The sequence below is a fragment of the Butyrivibrio fibrisolvens genome, from assembly GCF_037113525.1.
Lineage (GTDB): Bacteria > Bacillota > Clostridia > Lachnospirales > Lachnospiraceae > Butyrivibrio > Butyrivibrio fibrisolvens.
Window position 1 is genome coordinate 2,222,044 of sequence record NZ_CP146963.1, and the last position, 18,807, is coordinate 2,240,850.

General features: G+C 40.8%; 17 protein-coding genes. All 17 read left to right on the forward strand.

All coding sequences use genetic code 11. The features are described from left to right. Positions 1-3: 3 nt before the first annotated feature. The 17 genes from WAA20_RS09215 (at position 4) to WAA20_RS09295 (ending at position 18,531) form a co-directional block, all read left to right on the forward strand. Positions 4-1,086 (forward strand): DUF6765 family protein, encoded by a 1,083-nt coding sequence (locus tag WAA20_RS09215; RefSeq protein WP_073387701.1) that lies wholly within the window; start codon positions 4-6, stop codon positions 1,084-1,086. A 30-nt stretch (positions 1,087-1,116) separates the two neighbouring features. After that, entirely contained in the window at positions 1,117-1,956 is an 840-nt protein-coding gene (locus WAA20_RS09220; protein ID WP_073387698.1) for a CPBP family intramembrane glutamic endopeptidase, read from the forward strand. A 51-nt stretch (positions 1,957-2,007) separates the two neighbouring features. Then, positions 2,008-2,883 (forward strand): CPBP family intramembrane glutamic endopeptidase, encoded by an 876-nt coding sequence (locus WAA20_RS09225; protein WP_073387696.1) that lies wholly within the window; start codon positions 2,008-2,010, stop codon positions 2,881-2,883. After that, a complete protein-coding gene (locus WAA20_RS09230) occupies positions 2,880-3,137 on the forward strand; it encodes a hypothetical protein (RefSeq protein ID WP_073387693.1) in 258 nt (85 codons plus the stop codon). The genes WAA20_RS09225 and WAA20_RS09230 overlap by 4 nt, the downstream gene beginning before the upstream one ends. After that, positions 3,134-3,277: a hypothetical protein gene (locus WAA20_RS09235; protein ID WP_167562713.1), complete on the forward strand. Its 144-nt coding sequence runs from the start codon at positions 3,134-3,136 to the stop codon at positions 3,275-3,277. The genes WAA20_RS09230 and WAA20_RS09235 overlap by 4 nt, the downstream gene beginning before the upstream one ends. 133 nt (positions 3,278-3,410) lie before the next feature. Next, on the forward strand, positions 3,411-4,178 hold the full coding sequence (locus WAA20_RS09240) for a PrsW family glutamic-type intramembrane protease (protein WP_073387691.1): 768 nt from the start codon (positions 3,411-3,413) through the stop codon (positions 4,176-4,178). Positions 4,179-4,311: 133 nt separating this feature from the next. Continuing rightward, entirely contained in the window at positions 4,312-6,369 is a 2,058-nt protein-coding gene (locus WAA20_RS09245; protein ID WP_073387689.1) for a beta-galactosidase, read from the forward strand. A 217-nt stretch (positions 6,370-6,586) separates the two neighbouring features. Next, complete coding sequence (locus WAA20_RS09250) at positions 6,587-7,576, forward strand: guanosine polyphosphate pyrophosphohydrolase (protein WP_073387686.1); 990 nt, start codon at positions 6,587-6,589, stop codon at positions 7,574-7,576. 651 nt (positions 7,577-8,227) lie between these two features. Beyond that, positions 8,228-9,586: a circularly permuted type 2 ATP-grasp protein gene (locus WAA20_RS09255; protein WP_330393635.1), complete on the forward strand. Its 1,359-nt coding sequence runs from the start codon at positions 8,228-8,230 to the stop codon at positions 9,584-9,586. Then, on the forward strand, positions 9,568-10,242 hold the full coding sequence (locus WAA20_RS09260) for an alpha-E domain-containing protein (protein ID WP_073387681.1): 675 nt from the start codon (positions 9,568-9,570) through the stop codon (positions 10,240-10,242). Before WAA20_RS09255 ends, WAA20_RS09260 begins: the two co-directional genes overlap by 19 nt. A 23-nt stretch (positions 10,243-10,265) precedes the next feature. Continuing rightward, the gene (locus tag WAA20_RS09265; protein ID WP_081373821.1) at positions 10,266-11,024 is read left to right on the forward strand and encodes a transglutaminase family protein; all 759 of its coding nucleotides are present in this window, start codon (positions 10,266-10,268) and stop codon (positions 11,022-11,024) included. Positions 11,025-11,096: 72 nt separating this feature from the next. Further along, positions 11,097-12,062 (forward strand): M14 family metallopeptidase, encoded by a 966-nt coding sequence (locus WAA20_RS09270; protein WP_073387675.1) that lies wholly within the window; start codon positions 11,097-11,099, stop codon positions 12,060-12,062. A gap of 51 nt (positions 12,063-12,113) precedes the next feature. Beyond that, on the forward strand, positions 12,114-13,037 hold the full coding sequence (locus WAA20_RS09275) for a M14 family metallopeptidase (RefSeq protein WP_073387673.1): 924 nt from the start codon (positions 12,114-12,116) through the stop codon (positions 13,035-13,037). 188 nt (positions 13,038-13,225) lie between these two features. Next, positions 13,226-13,453 carry a hypothetical protein gene (locus WAA20_RS09280; protein WP_073387670.1) on the forward strand — a complete coding sequence of 76 codons (228 nt, stop codon included), beginning with the start codon at positions 13,226-13,228 and terminating at the stop codon, positions 13,451-13,453. Between the two features lie 99 nt (positions 13,454-13,552). Continuing rightward, entirely contained in the window at positions 13,553-15,151 is a 1,599-nt protein-coding gene (locus WAA20_RS09285) for an alpha/beta hydrolase (RefSeq protein ID WP_073387668.1), read from the forward strand. Between the two features lie 128 nt (positions 15,152-15,279). Next, a complete protein-coding gene (locus WAA20_RS09290) occupies positions 15,280-16,785 on the forward strand; it encodes an extracellular solute-binding protein (protein ID WP_073387666.1) in 1,506 nt (501 codons plus the stop codon). Positions 16,786-16,803: 18 nt separating this feature from the next. Continuing rightward, on the forward strand, positions 16,804-18,531 hold the full coding sequence (locus WAA20_RS09295; RefSeq protein ID WP_073387663.1) for a methyl-accepting chemotaxis protein: 1,728 nt from the start codon (positions 16,804-16,806) through the stop codon (positions 18,529-18,531). The last annotated feature ends 276 nt before the right edge of the window (positions 18,532-18,807 follow it).

Below are 18,807 nucleotides of genomic sequence, written 5' to 3' on the forward strand. Positions count from 1 at the left end.
AAAATGCAGGGAGATTTTCATTATTATGCAACCTATAGCGCTGCATTACTTGCGGGGTACGATCATAAAAGCAGCGTCGATATATGCCATGCGGCACAACTAGTGGATCACTGCTCACGCACCTGGTTGAAAAAAGCAGGCGGGCCTTCTCAGGCAGCCACAACACAGCTCCAGGCAGAGCTGTTGCAGGCAAGGACAGATCCAATAGGCCTGTGCGACATAACAAGGATATGGTCGTCATTCCATTTCCTGCCCAGGGACCTGTATGCAGATGTCGATAAAGGATCACAGAATTATAAGGATAAGTATCGTCTGATCTGCGGACCAAACGGGGATCTTATTGTAGATACAGTAAAGCTGGCTCGTGGAAAGGGGTGCGAAGCAGCAGGTATAGCCATGCATGTCCTTGCTGATACCTGGGCTCATACATATTTTGCAGGGACACCGTCTCTGGTCATAAATAACACAAACTGGTACTTTTATGAGCTTTTCCCAGGGGATGGATCAGAACCGGAGCGCAGGCAGATAAAGTTCTCGCATAACCCATCAGCTTCAGAGGATGTGGATAAGCCGGTATATGTTGGCAGTGTATACCAGTCCGATGAAAATTCAATCATGAATCTTGGTCATGGACGCGCGGGGCACCTGCCAGACTACAGCTATATCCGCTACGCTTACCTACCAGCATGGGGCGGATACAGGGAAATCATAAAGGATAATCCGCACGATTATGAATGTGCATTTGCCCAGATGGTATATGCATTGTCATACCTCCGTGGGGAAACAGATGATTTTCAAAAAGAAACCTACGATGCAGATAAGATTTCTCCACATATAGATAGGATACGGGGAATAATTGCTAAGCGTCAGGTTGATGCTTCTGCAGACTGGAAGGCTTTTGGCGAGAGCCTTTCGGGTGAAGAGATTTCTGATTTTAATAAGGATGAGCATATTGAGGAATACATGGATAGCGAAAATAAATCCGACACTTACCTAGGATGTTTTTTCGAGGCAGCTCTTGCTCAAAAGAAGATGGTAGCTGCCAGGATCATGGAATCCGACAACCGCATTGCGGGATCGTTATAGATAGTGTTAATCAATAGGAGGAATAGAATAATGACTAAGAAACATTCTGTTTTAGATCATCCAATTATCGGATATTTTGTTCTTTTAATATTTGTTATGGCTTTTTCATCTATTGGTGCATCCCTGATAGATGAACCGCTTTCAAAGGTTATACCGGGTTACGCAAGAGAAATGTCCGGATTTGGTATCACTGCGACATATGCGTCCGGTATCGGAGCCGCTATTGGTGTTATTTTAGCGGCTATTATATTTACACTTTGGTTCAGGCCTGACTTCAAAGGCGTTCTTGGCGGGAAAGGCTTTTTGTGGGGTATTGTGGTTATGCTTCCTTTCCTTTTAGCTGATTATGCAGGCGCTGCTATTGATATTCACACATTTGGACTTGGCAATGCGCTTGTTGCGTTTTTATCCGCTCTTTCGCCCGGTTTTACAGAGGAAGCAGCATTCAGAGGCCTGGGCATAGCCAACTACATGAGAACGATCAAGTCTGAAAAGCAGATAAAAGCTATATTTTGGCTGTCCACGTTATTGTTCGCCGGTGTACATATAACCAATATCTTTTCAGCTGGAAATCCTGTGGCGGGGATCTTTCAGGTAGTATACTGTGTCGGTGTTGGCGCGATTTTTGGCGCGGTATATTTACGTACTGCTAATCTCTGGGTTGTAATGATCGCGCATTTTACACTGGATTTTGCCGGACTTATTAACGGTTACTATTCTTCAACAGGCGGTCTTTCAACACAGTTGGTTGCCAGTGATTGGGTTAATCTTGCGGTATCTGCGATAGGAATAGTGACTGCATTGATCCTGTTATCACCCAAGCATTACCCACAGATCATGGGACTTTGGAAAGAAAAGTGGAGCAGGTAGATTGCAGCATTCACGGGATACGCATAAGTAGATAAAGGAAAGGCTATGTGTATGAAGAAAAACGAAGACGGTAATTTCGTGCTGTCCGGCAGAGAACATGGAGGATACAGATGGTTCAAACCGCTTCAGGTCATTCTGTTTACCGCAGCATTTTATGCAGTGCTGCTGGGAGCTGTGTTAGTGATGACTATTTTGGCGGGACTGATGTCAGGAGTAAGCCCGGGAGAAATACTTTCGGGGAATAGCAGAGGGTACGATAATGTAGACATGTATACACCTGTCGGTGCAATCATGAACATCGGAAGTATTGCTGTTTTATTACCCGCACTCTTTTTTGCCACATTAGTCGTACGCTACAGATCATTTGGCACATATCAGTCTGTCACGGGTAAATGGAGAATGCGGCATTTCCTGATATACTTTGTAACCGGATTGATCGTTGTTGCTCTGCCTCTGGCAATTTGCTCTTTCATCAAAGGTGAAGCTACAGGGGAGATTCATTTTACCATAGCCGGTTTCATCATCTGCATGGTACTCGGATTCTGTCAGTGTATGGCGGAGGAACATATTTTTCGGGGACTTCTTATGCAGACGTTTGGCGGATGGACGAGGATTACGACTGTTGCGATCATTCTTCAGGCGGTTCCGTTTGCCATAATTCATCCATATAATATCACCGGAAAGATATCTGTGCTGTTATCCGGAATTCTCATGGGAGTTATGGTATATATCAGCGGTGGACTTGAGGCATCATGTGCCTATCATATATTGAACAATGTAACCTTATATATCATAAATGGTTTCGGGATACAGACCGTTTCAACCAATCTGAACATATCGGACCTCGTATTTGACGTCCTTGTTCAGGGAGCATTTATTGTATTGATAGTTTTCTTGACCGGCAAGATAGGAGAAAAAAGAAAATGAGAGTTAAGAGTCACAATCTGTGTGAAAAAGCACCTTGGCTTGTCATAGCAATCTGGATGGTTCTTTCCTTTTTTGCCACTCAAATAGCTATGCTTATAGCCGAAATTGTCACGAATATCGCAGGAAAGCAGGGTAATGGCGCAATGGCAAACGTGGCGGTGCAGGATTCCATTGGCAGTTTTATCCTTGTAGCGGTTACATTAGCGATCCTGTTTATCAACTGGCGTATGTTCAGTCCGGAGTTTTGGATATGAGCTTCAATCTGACAGAGAATCTTTTTGAGATAATCTGGGTAGTGATCACTCTTGTGTTTACTCTGTTCGTTATATTCGGACCAAGTAGGAAGGATATAATTCCGGTCTGGAATAAGAAGTGGAACAAAGAACAACCATGAAGTCTGGTTCCAAGCGTATTAAAGTCATCGGGGCAGGCTACTATATTAGGACAACATTTCTATGACAGAGAGGCTCTTACTGAGTATATAAATAATCTGTACTGAAAGAGACTTTTAAGAAAGGGGAATTATCATGGACGCAAAAACACTTATTATTTCAATTATTGCAGCGTTACTTGCTTTAGTTATCTGTGGATGGCTCTATCGTCGAATGATTAAAAGGGAAGTGCCGGAGCCTATAGGGAAACTCCAGGCAATTCTTCCGGTTATTCTGGGCGGCATTTGTATGCCAATTTCAGGGGCTGCCGGCATTGGATTATTATTGGCATTAAAAAGCATTGGCGTAGCGGCTGAAACAATGCAAACTCTTCCCGCATCTTTTTTTACAGCATTTTTTATGGCAGGTGGTGTGGAGGAAGTGTTTAAGTTTTTGGCCATGATCATCACGCTGGTTGTCCTTAAAAATAAAGTAAGCAATGTTTATGAGTATATTCTCCTTGGAGCGGCGGTTGGCTTCGGCTTTACGGTTGTGGAGGACTTTACTTTCGGAGAGTCGATTGTTGTATTGCTGATCAGAACTCCTTTAATGTTCACTCATATGACACTGAACATGATCATGGGAGAGTTTATTGGAAGGGCAAGGTACAACAAATTAAAGGGTGAAGGCCAGACTGCCTTATATTGGGCTTTGGGGCTCATTATTCCGGTGGCTTTACATACTCTGTATGATTCCGGAACAACTTTTAATTTTCCTGCTTTGATGGACGGTGATCTTGTTGTTGGCGGCATACTTGGCGGCGTAGCAATTTTGATAAATGCTGCTCTTTTGATCTGTGTGCTGTTAAGAGCCAAGAAGAACGCAGAAAAGTTCTCTGCACTTACCTTCGAGACTAAAGCGTAAGCTGTAAACAGGAGAATATTTCTATAAATATAACCTTCCATTAACGCAATAATGTTGCAACATATGCGAAACGTTGCCGAAACATTTTTTTCGCTTTATTATCATCTTAAATAAAATTTGGAGGGATGATAAAGTGGTATACAAATTCAAAAAGTATGAAGAAAAAAGTGTTCTAAGAAATCATCTGAAGATGGGCGGCGTAAACCCTGATGGTGTCAAAATAGATGTTACAAGTAAGTACTTTGAGATAGATTCAAAGCCTTTTATCGGCGTTATGGGAGAATATCATTTCTCTAGAGATAACAGTGATAACTGGTACAAAGAGCTTTGCAAGATGAAAGCAGGTGGAGTGACAATTGTTTCTTCATATGTTTTCTGGATATATCACGAAGAGATCGAAGGTCAATACGACTTTACCGGTGATCTTGACCTTAGGAAATTTATAGAAGATGCTCAAAGAGCAGGCCTCCAGGTATTTATAAGAATTGGTCCGTGGGCTCATGGCGAGTGCCGAAACGGCGGATTCCCTGACTGGCTCTTAAATAAGCCTTTTAAGCTTAGGGACAATAACGATGAGTACATGGCATGCGTTCGTAAGTGGTACGAGCGTATTTATCAAGAAGTTGAAGGCCTTTTCTACAAGGATGGCGGACCTATAATCGGCGTTCAGATCGAGAACGAGCTTGTTGACAGCCCTGATCACCTTCTTGCGCTCAAAAATCTTGCAGTTGAGATCGGCTATGATGCACCTTTATATACAGTTACCGGTTGGAACAGTCTGTACGGAGCCAAGATCCCTGTAGACGACGTTGTACCAGTGTTTGCAGCATATGTTGAAGCACCTTGGGAGCAGCATACCAAAAAGCTCCCTCTATCATGGCACTATATTTTCAAACCTGAAAGAAATGATGCGGCAGTTGGTATGGATATCATCGGCGAGTCTGATGATACAGGCTGGAAGCTGCCATATGACAGATATCCTTTTGCTACCTGCGAGCTTGGATCAGGGCTTCCTTTTTCACATCACAGAAGACCTGTTGTAAGCGGCATGGATGCTTATGCGCTGTCACTTGTTAAACTTGGCTGTGGCAATAACCTTGTTGGCTATTATATGTATCATGGCGGCACCAACAAGATCGGCCAGCTCACAACTCTTCAGGAAACAAGAGCAACCGGCTATCCTAACGACTACGCGATCCTTAACTACGATTTCCATACATGCCTTACTCAGTACGGAGAAGCAAGGCAGCAGTACAGACTCCTTAATCTCTTACACCTTTTTGTAAAAGATTTTGGCGACATCCTTGCTCCTATGGACTATGTTGGCGCAGATACGGATAATGGTCATAATCCTGACGACCTTAAGAGCCTTCGCTACAGCATGAGAACTGATGGCAAGAGCGGCTTTGTATTTATCAATAACTACCAGAGACTTGCCGACATGGATGAGTTTTCAGACGTAGAGATCGATACAGGAAGCGTTGTATTCCCTAAGTTTACAGTTAAAAGCGGCGTAAGCTTCATCCTTCCTTTTGGTATAGATCTTTTAGGTCAAAAACTTGAGTATGCTACAGGGCAGCTCTTGTGTAAGCATGATGATACAGTATTCTTCATGGCCATAGATGGAATCGACCTTAAAGTTAAGTTCGAGGGAAAAGATGAGATCGTACTTGCACCAGGTAGTGTCACAAAGATTGACGGACTTAACTTGGTAGCTTTAGATATAAACGAAGCAAGCTATCTCAGAAAACTCTTCGGAGATGTTTACGTTGGAAACGGCGTAGATATATATGAAAACGGCGAAAGCATTGATGCGATCCAGAAGGGAAGTTATTCCTACAAAAAGTGGAATGGTGAAGCTTTTGAAGAAGTAAACGTAGACAGAGCCTATACTGATCCGATACTTTCTATGACAAGCGTATCTGAGCCATTTACTCCAAAATACGAAGAAGAGCTCATGATAGAAGGACCTAGAGAAAGAGAATGGTATAAGCTTGAAGTATCATCCAAGGAAGGATTTGTAGAGATCACTAACAAGTGCGACGTATCTCAGATCTATGCAGATGGAGAACTTGTTGCAGATAATTACTACTGCGGCGAACCATGGAGAATCCCTGCAGCGCTTATATATGGTAAAGAAGCTTATCTTGTACTGGCTGAGATGAAGGACGACTTCTACAGAGAATTTTGATCTTCAAAAATATTGAAAATCGAGATTTATTGATCCAATAAAATTTGATACAATAAGAATAGTAAACAAAGGCGTTTCGACTTAATGTCGTGCGCCTTTTTTCTTTTGCCGGGAGGATAAGTTTGAAAATAAAATTTTCAAACTTCACAAAGTGGTGTCGCGAGCTCCACCACTTCAACCATTAGTCACTCGCTTTGCTCGCGACATGAGGTTAAATATGATATCACTTAATGATTATTTATATAACGGAGATACAGTTCTAAAGATAATACAAAAGTATTCCCACGACCTGAAAAAATCTGCAATAGAATCAGGCAACAGCATAGATATAGCCCACTGCAATTTCCTCTTGCAACTAGAGGAAATCCTTGAGCACAACGAATTCCTTACTTCCCAGTCACAAAGGATCAAAGAATTCTATAAATATATGACCGTTCAATATCCATTCCTTGCCTTTACCTTTAAAGGCCGTATCAAGTCTCTTATAAGAGCCGAGCAGAAATTCAACGGATACATAGTCGAAGAAGTCACTGACTACTATAAAGAAACAGGCAAGTTCCCTGATGAGATCGAAATGAAGCAGCGAAGCAGGCACTTCAGAGACCTCATCGCATACAGAATAGTCGTGTCCCTTCCCAAGTGTCATGTTAAAAAGGAAACTGACAGAAGCAAAGAAGAACTAAAGTATATCTATGAAATAGCCAATGCATTACCCGCATTCTTAGAGCAAAGAGGCTTCACCGCAGAAGTTTCAAACGACATGAAGAACCCATCTTCAAAACTTTTGGACCCAAAGGTAGTACCATATTACAGAGATTATATAGAGTGTCCTAATAAATACGGCTATAAGTCCTTACACATAACATTTTTTGATAACGAAAGCAGAAGCTACATCGAAGTCCAGATAAGAACAAAAGAAATGGATGATTACGCCGAAATAGGAACCGCTAATCATGCTGTATACGAACAAAGCCAGCAGGAAGAGCGTACTACAAGATCCGACATTCCAGAGGGCAAATGTATATTCTTCGACGAAGCCCACAAAAGAGGAGTTCTCCTAAAATGCCTTGACCTATCTAAAGTAGATGTAAATATGTTCGGAGCAATTAATAACAGTCTTATAAACGATGGCTGCGGCCTATACAGAGGCCGCCTAATCCTTCCTTTTGAGCACTTATCAAGATTCCAAACCGATGTAATTGATTAGCATTCTAATTTATACCTCTATATATCTTTTGTAGATTTCATGTTCAAACAGATGTAATTATTTGATATAAAAATGTTTTACTAATAAAAATATCTATAAATTTGAGGGATTCCCGGGACGGGTAGTTGATAAAGGATTTGGGTGTCTTTGAAAGTATTGCTAAATTCAAGAGCTTGATAGATGGGATTACATATCCTTCTTGGGATTCACCTGTCTGAGCGAAGCGAGTTTGAATCCCAGGATATGTAATCCCAGATATCATGCCTTGAATTAGTAATACTTTCATGACACCCAAATCCTTTATCAACTACCCGCCCCGGGAATCGGCAAAGTATAGAAGTTTTACATATAAATCATTTTCTATCGCTTAAGAATATTGTGAATAATATATATTGCATAAATTTACATTTTAGGTATACTTGTATACAAACAAGGGCGTTTTGAGATGCATCGCATTTCAAGGCGCTCTTTTTTATAATTTAATATACATGCCATAGAGTCTGGACTTCATAGAAATGTGCTGCATGGGACCCTATGGCAGGGCTTATACATTGAAACAATGGCGTTTCGGAATTCTTCCGAAGCGCCATTGTTTGTATAGCCTTCATATCGTTGTCAGTTTATTGGCAAATCTGAGAAGGGGGTGTGAATATGATAAGTTACATGGAGATGTGTGGCCAGAGAGAACGGGTAGAAGACATGGAGGTATACGCAGGGACAGATGTTGTCAATGAGCAGCTGGCAAGGTATGGCGTTAAGTTTGGTATTTACAAGAATAACGAATTCAAAGAACAGCTATTTCCTTTTGACATGATCCCACGAGTTATCGACAGTGTTGAATTCTCATATCTGGAAAAAGGATTAAAGCAGCGCGTAATGGCTCTTAATCTTTTTATAGCAGATATATACGGGCCAAAGAGGATAATCAGAGATGAGGTTGTTCCTGAGGAATTCATATATGCAGGAAGCGGGTACCTTCCTCAGTGTGAAGGAATCGTTCCGCCCAAGGGAGTCTATTCACATATATCCGGAATCGATCTTGTTCAGAGTAAGGACGGAACCTGGTATATTCTTGAAGATAATCTGAGGATCCCGTCGGGAGCTTCATATCCAATGATAGCAAGGAGTATTACAAGGCGTAGCGATCCATCACTTTTTACAGGTAAGCATATTGAAGATAACCGCAATTATGCAGGGCTTCTTAGGCATACCATGGACTACGTAAGTTGCGGCGGGCATACTGTCATTCTTACTCCAGGCAGGTATAATGCGGCGTACTTTGAGCATTCCTATCTTGCGGAAAAAACAGGAGCGCATCTTGTTTCAGGACACGAACTCATTGTAGAGAACGATCATCTTTACTTCATTGACTATTCAGGAAGAAAAGAAAGAGTCGGCGCAGTATACAGAAGGATATCTGATGAGTATCTTGATCCTATGAGTTTCAATGAAGGATCAGTTATAGGCATTCCCCATATTTTTGATATATACAGGAAAGGCAATGTGGCACTTTTAAATGCACCGGGTAATGGCGTTGCTGATGATAAGGGCATTTACTATTTTGTCCCTAAGATGATCAAGTATTATCTTGATGAAGATCCTATCCTTAATAATGCTCCTACATATCTACCTTTCTATAGAGATGATATGAACTATGTCCTTGAGCATTTCGATGACCTTGTTTTAAAAGACGTTGCAGAAGCAGGCGGCTACGGCGTTGTATTTGGCAATAAGCTGACCAGGGAAGAGAAAAACAGATTCATAGCAATGCTGAAAAAAGAGCCTAGAAGGTTCATAGCTCAGGAAGTAATAGATTTTGTAGATATAGAGATAATGGAAAAAGGAGCATTTGTGCCAAGAAAGGCAGATCTTAGAGCTTTTGTACTTATGGCAGAAGAACCGGTTGTATGGAAGAGCGGCCTGACCAGATTTTCCAGAAATCCAGATTCTTTTATCGTAAATTCTTCACAGGGAGGAGGCTTTAAAGACACATGGGTATTATCTCAATAGAAAATACTGACAGACTGTTCTGGCTTGGGAGGTATACAGAAAGGGTGTATACCACGATCAAGATTTTTGCAGATAAGTTCGACTCAATGATCGATCTTGATGAGATCGAGTATGAGGATTTTTGTAAAAGTCAGGATATACCAAATATATATAAATCAAAGCAGGACTTTATACAGAAGTATTGCTTTAGCCTTGAAGATGAGAATTCTATTTTTTCCAACCTTATGAGGGCTTATGATAATGCGATAGTCCTTAGAGAAGAGATCGGAAGTGAGTCGCTTTCGTATATTCAGCTTGCGGTTTATGCCATGAATCAGGCTGCTATATCAGGCGCACCGCTTCTTGGACTTCAGAAGGTTACTGATAATATAGCGGCTTTCTGGGGCATGGCCGACGATGATATAGATGAGTCGCAGATCAGGAACATCATCAAAGTCGGTAAGCTGATCGAAAGAATTGATATTTATTCAAGACTGGGAAAAGACCCTGAGATGTTAAGAAGGGAAGCAAGAAGACTTTCAAACAGAATAGATAAAAGTCAAATAAGATACAGCTTGAAGACGCTTGCACATGTGAACTATCTTGTTCAGCTTGATGAAGTTCCTTATGATACGCTGACTGAAGCTGTAGAGCGATTGGTGGTTGATACAAATTGAAAAGGTTGTATTTTGAATATCATATGAAGCTTTCGTTCAGCTCTGAAGTGAAAGAGCATAGATTTTCTCTAAAGTGCACACCTCATGATACGGATATGCAGGAGACAAAGGGCATATCCGTATCCGTATTTCCTGATAATATCACGGGTACAGACATTGATTCTCATGGAAATATAACAATTTTCGGGTATACCAAAGGATCTCATACATCTTTTGGCTTTGATGTAAAAGGCGAAGTAACAACAGGCCTTAAGGAGTATGAAAAGGCCAAAGAACTTCATATGCTGGGCATGTACAGGTATCAGACAAGGATTACAACTCCGGGAAAAGAGATACTGGATTTTGCCAAAGAAATTGACCTTGATAACTGCCTGGGTAATAAAGAAAAAGCATATGTGATAATGACAGCTCTATATGATAAGTTTACCTATCAGCAGGGCTGCACCGATATGGATACTACCGCAGAAGGAGCTCTTGAAGGCAGATGCGGTGTGTGCCAGGACTATGCACATATAATGCTTTCTTTATGCAGGATGCAGTCAATTCCCTGCAGATACGTTACGGGTATGATGATTGGTGAAGGGCATTCTCATGCATGGGTTGAAGTATGGGATGATTCAAAATGGATCGGGTTTGATCCGACTAATAACAAGATGGTGGGGGATGAATATATCAAGATCTCTAATGGCAGAGACTTTAGAGACTGTCTTGTAAATCAGGGGATGTTTACAGGTAATGTTAATCAGGTGCAGGAAGTATCTGTGATTGTTAATGAGGTGTAGATATCATAAAAAACCTGTAAGTATTCTAAAAGAATAGTTTTATAAATATGAGTAATAGAGGTTTATATCAATATGATCGAAACTATAAGTGATATAGTCAGATTCCCTCTTCCTGTTGGCGAAGATTTTTTTATCAAAAGGCACAGGTTTGAAGCGGGAGGCAAGGACAAAAAGAGAATATGCATCGTCACAGGTATTCACGGTGATGAGCTTGAGGGGCAGTTCGTATGCTATGAAGTTGCAAGACAGATCAAAAAGGCTGCAGACAAGCTATCAGGCATCGTTGATATCTATCCTGCCATGAATCCTTTTGGTATAGATTCTATTAGTCGTGGTATACCTGCCTTTGACCTTGATATGAACAGGATATTCCCTGGAAGCATAGACGGTGACATGAATGAGTATCTGGCATCAGAGATCATTAAAGAACTGACAGGAGCAGACCTTGTTCTGGATATCCATGCAAGTAACATCTTCCTTACAGAAGTTCCACAGATAAGGATCAACGAAGTAAGCGCTTCAAGCCTTCTTCCTCTTGCAGTCAAGTCCAACATGGATCTTATCTGGATACATGGAAACAGCACAGTGCTTGAGTCAACTATGGCATATTCTCTTAACAGCGTGGGCACTAAAACTCTTGTTGTTGAGATGGGCGTTGGTATGAGGATCACCAGGCAGTACGGTGAGCAGCTTACAAGCGGCATCTTTTCCCTAATGTCAGAGCTGGGGATATGGAAAGGTGATGTAGATAATATCAAAAAGCCTATCATAGCTCAGGACAGCGATGGAACAGATGTATGCTTTTTGAATGCGTCCTGCACCGGAGTCTATATTAAGGAAAAAGAGCATGGTGCACTGGTTAGTAAAGGCGATCTTGTAGGCAGGATAATAAGTCCTTTGTCGGGAGATGTTCTCGAAGATGTAAGAGCCCCGGAAGACGGGCTTTTATTTACAGTAAGAGAATACCCGATAGTTGATGAAGGGTCTCTTATGGGAAGGATACTTAGGAAAAAGGTACTTCTTGAAAATAAGAAATAGTTTTCTGATATTAGGAAAACAATATAATTCGGATCATTTGGGAGATACTTTATGAAAAAGAGCGAGATATACTCTTTTAAGGGTCTATATAGGGACGATTTTAAAGTTACAGGATACGAGTTTGGTGAGGGCAATAAGACAGTCTGCATTGTAGGGAGCCTTCGTGGTAATGAATATCAGCAGATATATGTCTGCAGCCGTCTTATAGAGAAATTAAAAGAGATAGAAGAAGCAGGGATGATCCAAAAGGGAAAGTCCATAATGGTGATTCCTTGTGCAAATCCCTATTCTGTAAATATCAAAAAGAGATTCTGGAGCATTGATAATACGGACATAAACAGAATGTTCCCAGGCTACGATCTTGGCGAGACTACCCAGAGAATAGCTGATGGAATATTTAAGGTGGTCAAGGAATATAAGTACGGAATCCAGTTTGCATCATTTTATATGCCGGGACATTTCATCCCCCAGGTAAGAATGATGAAGACAGGCAATGAAAATGTTGACCTTGCAAGGAAATTTGGCCTTCCGTATATAGTTCTTCATAAACCAAGACCCTTTGATACAACTACCCTTAATTACAACTGGCAGATATGGGATACAGAAGCTTTTTCTATATATACTTCAAGTACTGAAAAGATAGATAAAAAGAGCGCTAACCTTGGTGTGAATGCTGTACTTAACTTCCTTGAAAGAGAAGGCGTAATTGAGTACAAGAGCGTTCCTTTTTTTCCCTCGAAGGTGGTAGAAAGTGATAAGTTTATAACCATCAGATCAAGTAATGCTGGTTTCCTTGATTCAATTGCAAAGGTGGGAGCAGAGGTTCACAAGGGGCAGATCATTGCCTATATTACAGACCCTTATACTGCGCAGGTGTTACAGACAGTTAAGGCAGATCATGACGGCGTGATAGCTTTTGCATATGATAGCCCCCTGGCTTATAAGAATACGGCATTGTTTAAGATTATTCCCTGATATGTGCAAAGAAATACTTCCATGTATTTCTATATTTAGATACTTATTACATCCGTACATAAAAATATATAGAATTATTATGCGAATAATCCTATAATTATTATGTATTAAATTTGGGGTGAAGAGTAGTTTTGAGGCTTACTCTTTGGTTTATCAAAAATATTATTATACTAGCGGAGGTAGATACTATGGGAAATGTTCTGGACATTGCTGAGATCATGAAGAAGATCAATGGTAACAAAGAGCTTATGGCTCAGATTGCAAAAGCTGATGCCAAGCAGGGCGTTGAGCTTCTCAAGAAGGTTAACATCGACGTATCTGAAGAGGATATCAAGAAGATTCAGGCTACAGTTGCTGATGGCAAGTTTGATCTTGGAGATATCAAGGATCTTGCTGGTGGATTGTTTAAGAAATAATTCTATACATTTGATAAAGGTATAACTATAATAATACGGGTGATGCTACTTGGGCATTATCCGTATTTTTATTATATTTAATTCAAGGGAGAGTGTTTTATGAGTTTTGGTTTTTCTTATATTGGCCTTATCTGGCTTGTTATGCTTCTTGTTCCTAATTTCATCTGGACCAGAAATAAGCCGGATGAATATGAAAAATATGTTGTGAATGAAAATAAGGTTCTGCTTACGTTAGAGCGTGTGGGAGAGTTTATTGTAACTCCCGTTGCTTTGATCTTTTCAGATTTTAACTTTAAGGGATTTCATTTCTGGAGCGTAGTTCTTCTTATATCATTTTTGTGCATGGTCCTTTATGAGATTTTCTGGATCAGATATTTTAGAAGTCAAAAGACAATGAAGGATTTTTATAAAGGTATTCTGGGAATTCCTGTAGCAGGAGCAACTCTTCCTGTTATTGCCTTCTTCCTTCTGGGTATCTATGGCGGCAATATTCTGATGCTGATTGGTTCCATCATCCTTGGTATTGGCCATATTGGTATTCATCGTGCTCATAGAAAAGAAGTATATGGTCCTAAGAAAAAGAGAAATCTTATATTCAGAATACTGCTTGGTATTTTAAAGACGATCTGTATTCTTGTTCTTGTAGCTATATTTGGTTCCTTTACATTCTTTATCGCATGGCGTAATATCAATCAGCTTTCACATTTTATCCGTTATAAAAACGGTATAAATGAGCAGATCTATGTAAAACTTAATGATCAGGAAGAGTATGTATCTATTATTGGTGAGTCTACAGACAATCCCGTTATCATATCTCTTCACGGCGGTCCTGGATCACCTACAGGTTTTATAGATTACTGCTGGCAGGACTATCTTACTGATGAGTATACGATTATCAGTTGGGATGAAAGAGGGTGCGGCAGATCCTACTTCCGTAATGATGATATTGATCCTGATAATGAAACTCTGACTTTTGACGCTCAGCTTTCTGATCTTGACGCTCTTGTTGATTATGCGTGCGATCGTTTTAACAAGGACCAGGTTATAATTCTTGGACATTCTTATGGCACTATGCTGGGCAGCAGGTATGTACTTGCTCATCCTGAAAAGGTATCTGCCTATATCGGCGTTGGTCAGTGCGTAAATGAAAAGGACTACTACGGCGAGACCTATTCCTATGAAGATGCCTTGAAGATAGCTAAGGAAAGAGGCGATGATACTTCTAAGATGGAAGAAGCTTACGCTAAGTTTTCTTCAGATATGAGTGTTGTAAATCTTATGAATCTTAGAATACTTGTAAGCCCATATCATCCTCAGACTGTAACCAAGGATGTTTCAACACTGGCCGCTTTATCAAGCCCTATTGCAGGTGTTGACGATGTCAGATGGTATATGATCCAGATAGAAGCATCTATGGGCGGTGACAGATATGGAAAACTTGTTGAAAAGCCTCTTGGAAGCTATATGATGAATTTCAATGTTCTTGATACCCAGGAAGTATATCAGGTGCCGGTACTGTTTTTATCAGGATCCTGCGACTGGATATGTCCTGTTGGCCTTGTTGAAGAGTATGCTGACAGCATAACAGCTCCTGTAGTTGAGGTGCGCCTTATAGACGGCTGCGGACATTCTCCCCAGGGACAATTACCTGAAGAATTTTCTAATGAGATCAAAGATTTTCTTAATATGTTTAAATAATTATTTTTATTATCTTTCTTACCAGCCTGTCCGATAAATAGGACAGCGATGGAAATGCGTGTCTTTTCTTATGGATTAGCCATCCAATGAAAGGGCACGTTTTTTTATTAAAGGCAAGGAGGTCAAAAATGGTCAGGAAATTCCTTTCTATCTTGTTGTCTCTATTTTTGGTGGCTGTACTTATTTCAGGATGCGGATCCAAAACGCAGGAAACTGCGCAGCAGGAAGCTCCGCAGGAAGAAGCAGACGGTGCCCTTCCATCAGGAACAGTTAACCTCAGAGTATGGGGAGCTGAAGAAGATGGAGATCTTATCAATCAGATAATCAGCAATTTTAAGAGTAAGTATGGTTCACAAGCTACGCTGAATATCACTTTTGAAGCGCATAGTGAGTCAAGCTGTAAGGATGAGATATTGGGAGATGTTTTAAATGCTCCTGATGTATTTACATTTGCAGATGACCAGCTTATGGCCTTTGTAGCTTCCGGTGTGTTAAAAGAAGTTGAGAATTCTTCGGAGATATCCGGAAGAAACCTTGCTGCTGCAAGTGAAGCTGCATCTGTTGGCGGAAAGCTTTATGCTTATCCTCTTACTGCTGATAACGGATATTTCCTTTATTACAATAAGGCGTATCTGAGCGAAGAGGATGTTCAGACTATGGACGGACTTCTTTTGGCTGCAGGAAGGCAGGGCAAGAAGGTCTTCATGGAGATTAATTCCGGATGGTATATGTATTCATTCTTTGGCCTTACAGATATGGAGATAGGCCTTAATGATGATGGTATTTCTACATACTGTAACTGGAATTCAAAGACAACTAATATTACAGGCGAAGATGTTGCTGAGGCTATGCTTAAGATAGGTACTAATAAAGCTTTTACCTGTGTGAGCGATTCCGGCTTTGCCAGTGGTGCGGCTGATGGAACTTTTGTAGCGGGCGTAAGCGGCGTATGGGATGAAAATTCCATTAAAGAAGCCTGGGGCGATGACTATGCAGCATGCAAACTTCCTACATATACAGTAGCAGGGCAGCAGCTTCAGATGGCTAGCTATGCTGGATATAAGCTTGTTGGTGTTAATTCGTATTCTGAAAATCTTGCATGGGCAACTCTTTTTGCAGATTTTATTACCAATGAAGAAAGTCAGACCTTAAGATTTGAAATGAGAGGTCAGGGACCTTCCAATCTCAATGCATCAGCAGCCGGAGAAGTAGCTGAGTCTAAAGCACTTCAGGCACTGCAGCAGCAGGCTGAGTTCTCCAGCCTTCAGAGAGTTGGCGGAACCTATTGGACTCCTGCAGCTGATTTTGGAACTCTTATGTGTGAAGGCAATCCTTCGGGTAAAACACTTCAAGTACTCCTAAATGAGATGGTTTCAGCTATCACTGGAGAAGAAATCGTCGAAGAGGAAGATGCTTCTGAAGAAGCTGCCGAAGAAGTAGCAGAAGACTTAGATGAAACTTCTGAAGATGCAGAAGATGTTGATGAAGCGTCCGAAGAGGAAGCTGAAGATGCTGAAAATTCAGAAGAGTCAGAAGATACAGAGACTTCTGAAGAAGATACCGAAGAGCAAAGCGAAGAAGCTGAGGAATCACCGGAGGAAGATACCGATGAAGAAGCCTCAGATAATTCTTAAGGATAGGAGGGTTGAATCATGAAGAAAAGAAGAAGTATTCGATTACTTATATTGATTCCAGTCCTACTATTAGGAGCTGTTTCCATTGTTTCTAATATACTGGCTCTTTTTAATCTTTCTAAAGTAAATAACACTGCATCCAAGATCGCAGATGAGTACATGGTAGCTATTACAGAGCTCGATACTATCGGCCAGACCTCGAAAGATATCCATACGCTTGCTCTTTCACATATTGTTGCTACTGACTTTGAGACCATGACATCAGTTATTGCAGATATTGAATCAGAAGAAGCGGTACTTGATGAAACAATAGCTGCTTATAGCAAGTTTACAACTGCAAGTAATCAGGAATATTACGAGAAGATGCAGCAGGATTACAAGACTTTCCAGGATTCCATTAAGGTCCTTCTTGCACAAAGCGCAAATCAGAAGACCAAGGATGCCTATACAACAGCTAATGGCGAAGTCGCAGATAGTGCAAATCTTCTTAGTGAAGATATTGATGCGATAATAGCTTCTTTTAATGAAGATGTAAATGTGGCAAGATCAGATCTTGCAGCTGCAAATATGTTTGCAAGCTATGTAAGCCTTGCAGTTATTATTGTCAGCCTGATTGCAGTAGCTATTGCAACATTTATAGTACTGAGATATGTTATACATCCTGTTATCAGAGCTAAGGATGAACTTCAGGATATCATTGATGGTATCAACAGAAGAGAAGGCGATCTTACAAGAAGGATCACTGTAGAATCTGATGATGAGATTGGAGCACTTAGTTCAGGTATTAACTCATTTATTGAACTTCTGCAGGATATTTTCACAATGATCACCAATAACTCTACTTCTATGTTCAAGGTAGTTGGAGATGTTATGGGAAGCGTACAGACCTCTAACAGTAGTGCATCAGATCTTTCAGCACTTACAGAGGAGCTTTCCGCTACCATGCAGGAAGTTGCTAATAGCGCCGGAACCATCAATAATAACACAGAGACAGTAAGAGAAGAAGTTGAGGAAATGGCTAAGAAGAGCCACGAGATCAACGAGTATTCAAGAACAATGAAAGCACATGCAGACACCATGGAACAGTCAGCAAGAGCCAACATGAACGAGACCAATGCCAAGGTTGAAAAGATCCTTGTAGCTCTTAACGAAGCTATCGAGGACAGTAAGAGCGTTGATCAGGTTAACTCTCTTACAGATGAGATCCTTAATATCGCAGATCAGACCAACCTTCTTTCTCTTAATGCTTCCATCGAAGCAGCAAGAGCCGGAGAAGCAGGAAAAGGCTTTGCTGTTGTTGCAAGTGAGATCGGTTCTCTTGCTCTTGATAGTAGCCAGACGGCAAGTAATATTCAGGAGATCAACTCTATAGTTGTTAATGCGGTTCATAATCTTTCTGACAATGCCAATGAGCTGGTTGCATATCTCAAGGAATATATTTTGCCTGAGTTTGAAAAATTCTGTGAGGACGGCGCAAAATATAAAGATAATGCAGATTATGTTGAGTCCGTAATGAATGATTTCTCGAATAAGACAGAAGGATTCAAGTCTACATTTGAAGACATTGCAGGATCTATCAACAGTATCACGACAGCTATCGACGAAGGTGTTAAAGGCGTCTCCTCAGCTGCTGAAAGTACCCAGACTCTGGTTAACGATATGGACAATATCGCAAAGAGAATGGATGAAAACCAGAAGATTGCAGGTGAGCTGGATAACGAGACCAAGATCTTCAGTAAGATGTAACTAGGACATAGAAATGCATCCATGCATTGGAATTGAACCTAAAAACGGAAAGATTGTTGCTCCATGTGATGGAACTATCATGCAGCTTTCTTTTTGGTGATGAGCTTATTAAAGTTTCAAAATAATAGAAATCATAGAATTCAATAATTTCGGTTTTGTAAAAAAATGGAGGTAGAGATACCTCCTTTTTTGGTGTATTATTGATATGGCGACACTATATAAACGTAATACCAACAACATTAAAGGGTAAAGGTTTAGTATTCGCTGAGCGTTGAT

Coding starts and splice junctions, on each gene's coding strand:
- WAA20_RS09260 (WP_073387681.1), top strand. CDS start 9,568: ATGGGTATTATCTCAATAGAAAATACTGACAGACTGTTCTGGCTTGGG.
- WAA20_RS09235 (WP_167562713.1), top strand. CDS start 3,134: ATGAGCTTCAATCTGACAGAGAATCTTTTTGAGATAATCTGGGTAGTG.
- WAA20_RS09275 (WP_073387673.1), top strand. CDS start 12,114: ATGAAAAAGAGCGAGATATACTCTTTTAAGGGTCTATATAGGGACGAT.
- WAA20_RS09285 (WP_073387668.1), top strand. CDS start 13,553: ATGAGTTTTGGTTTTTCTTATATTGGCCTTATCTGGCTTGTTATGCTT.
- WAA20_RS09295 (WP_073387663.1), top strand. CDS start 16,804: ATGAAGAAAAGAAGAAGTATTCGATTACTTATATTGATTCCAGTCCTA.
- WAA20_RS09220 (WP_073387698.1), top strand. CDS start 1,117: ATGACTAAGAAACATTCTGTTTTAGATCATCCAATTATCGGATATTTT.
- WAA20_RS09250 (WP_073387686.1), top strand. CDS start 6,587: ATGATATCACTTAATGATTATTTATATAACGGAGATACAGTTCTAAAG.
- WAA20_RS09225 (WP_073387696.1), top strand. CDS start 2,008: ATGAAGAAAAACGAAGACGGTAATTTCGTGCTGTCCGGCAGAGAACAT.
- WAA20_RS09280 (WP_073387670.1), top strand. CDS start 13,226: ATGGGAAATGTTCTGGACATTGCTGAGATCATGAAGAAGATCAATGGT.
- WAA20_RS09230 (WP_073387693.1), top strand. CDS start 2,880: ATGAGAGTTAAGAGTCACAATCTGTGTGAAAAAGCACCTTGGCTTGTC.
- WAA20_RS09270 (WP_073387675.1), top strand. CDS start 11,097: ATGATCGAAACTATAAGTGATATAGTCAGATTCCCTCTTCCTGTTGGC.
- WAA20_RS09255 (WP_330393635.1), top strand. CDS start 8,228: ATGATAAGTTACATGGAGATGTGTGGCCAGAGAGAACGGGTAGAAGAC.
- WAA20_RS09265 (WP_081373821.1), top strand. CDS start 10,266: ATGAAGCTTTCGTTCAGCTCTGAAGTGAAAGAGCATAGATTTTCTCTA.
- WAA20_RS09240 (WP_073387691.1), top strand. CDS start 3,411: ATGGACGCAAAAACACTTATTATTTCAATTATTGCAGCGTTACTTGCT.
- WAA20_RS09290 (WP_073387666.1), top strand. CDS start 15,280: ATGGTCAGGAAATTCCTTTCTATCTTGTTGTCTCTATTTTTGGTGGCT.
- WAA20_RS09215 (WP_073387701.1), top strand. CDS start 4: ATGCAGGGAGATTTTCATTATTATGCAACCTATAGCGCTGCATTACTT.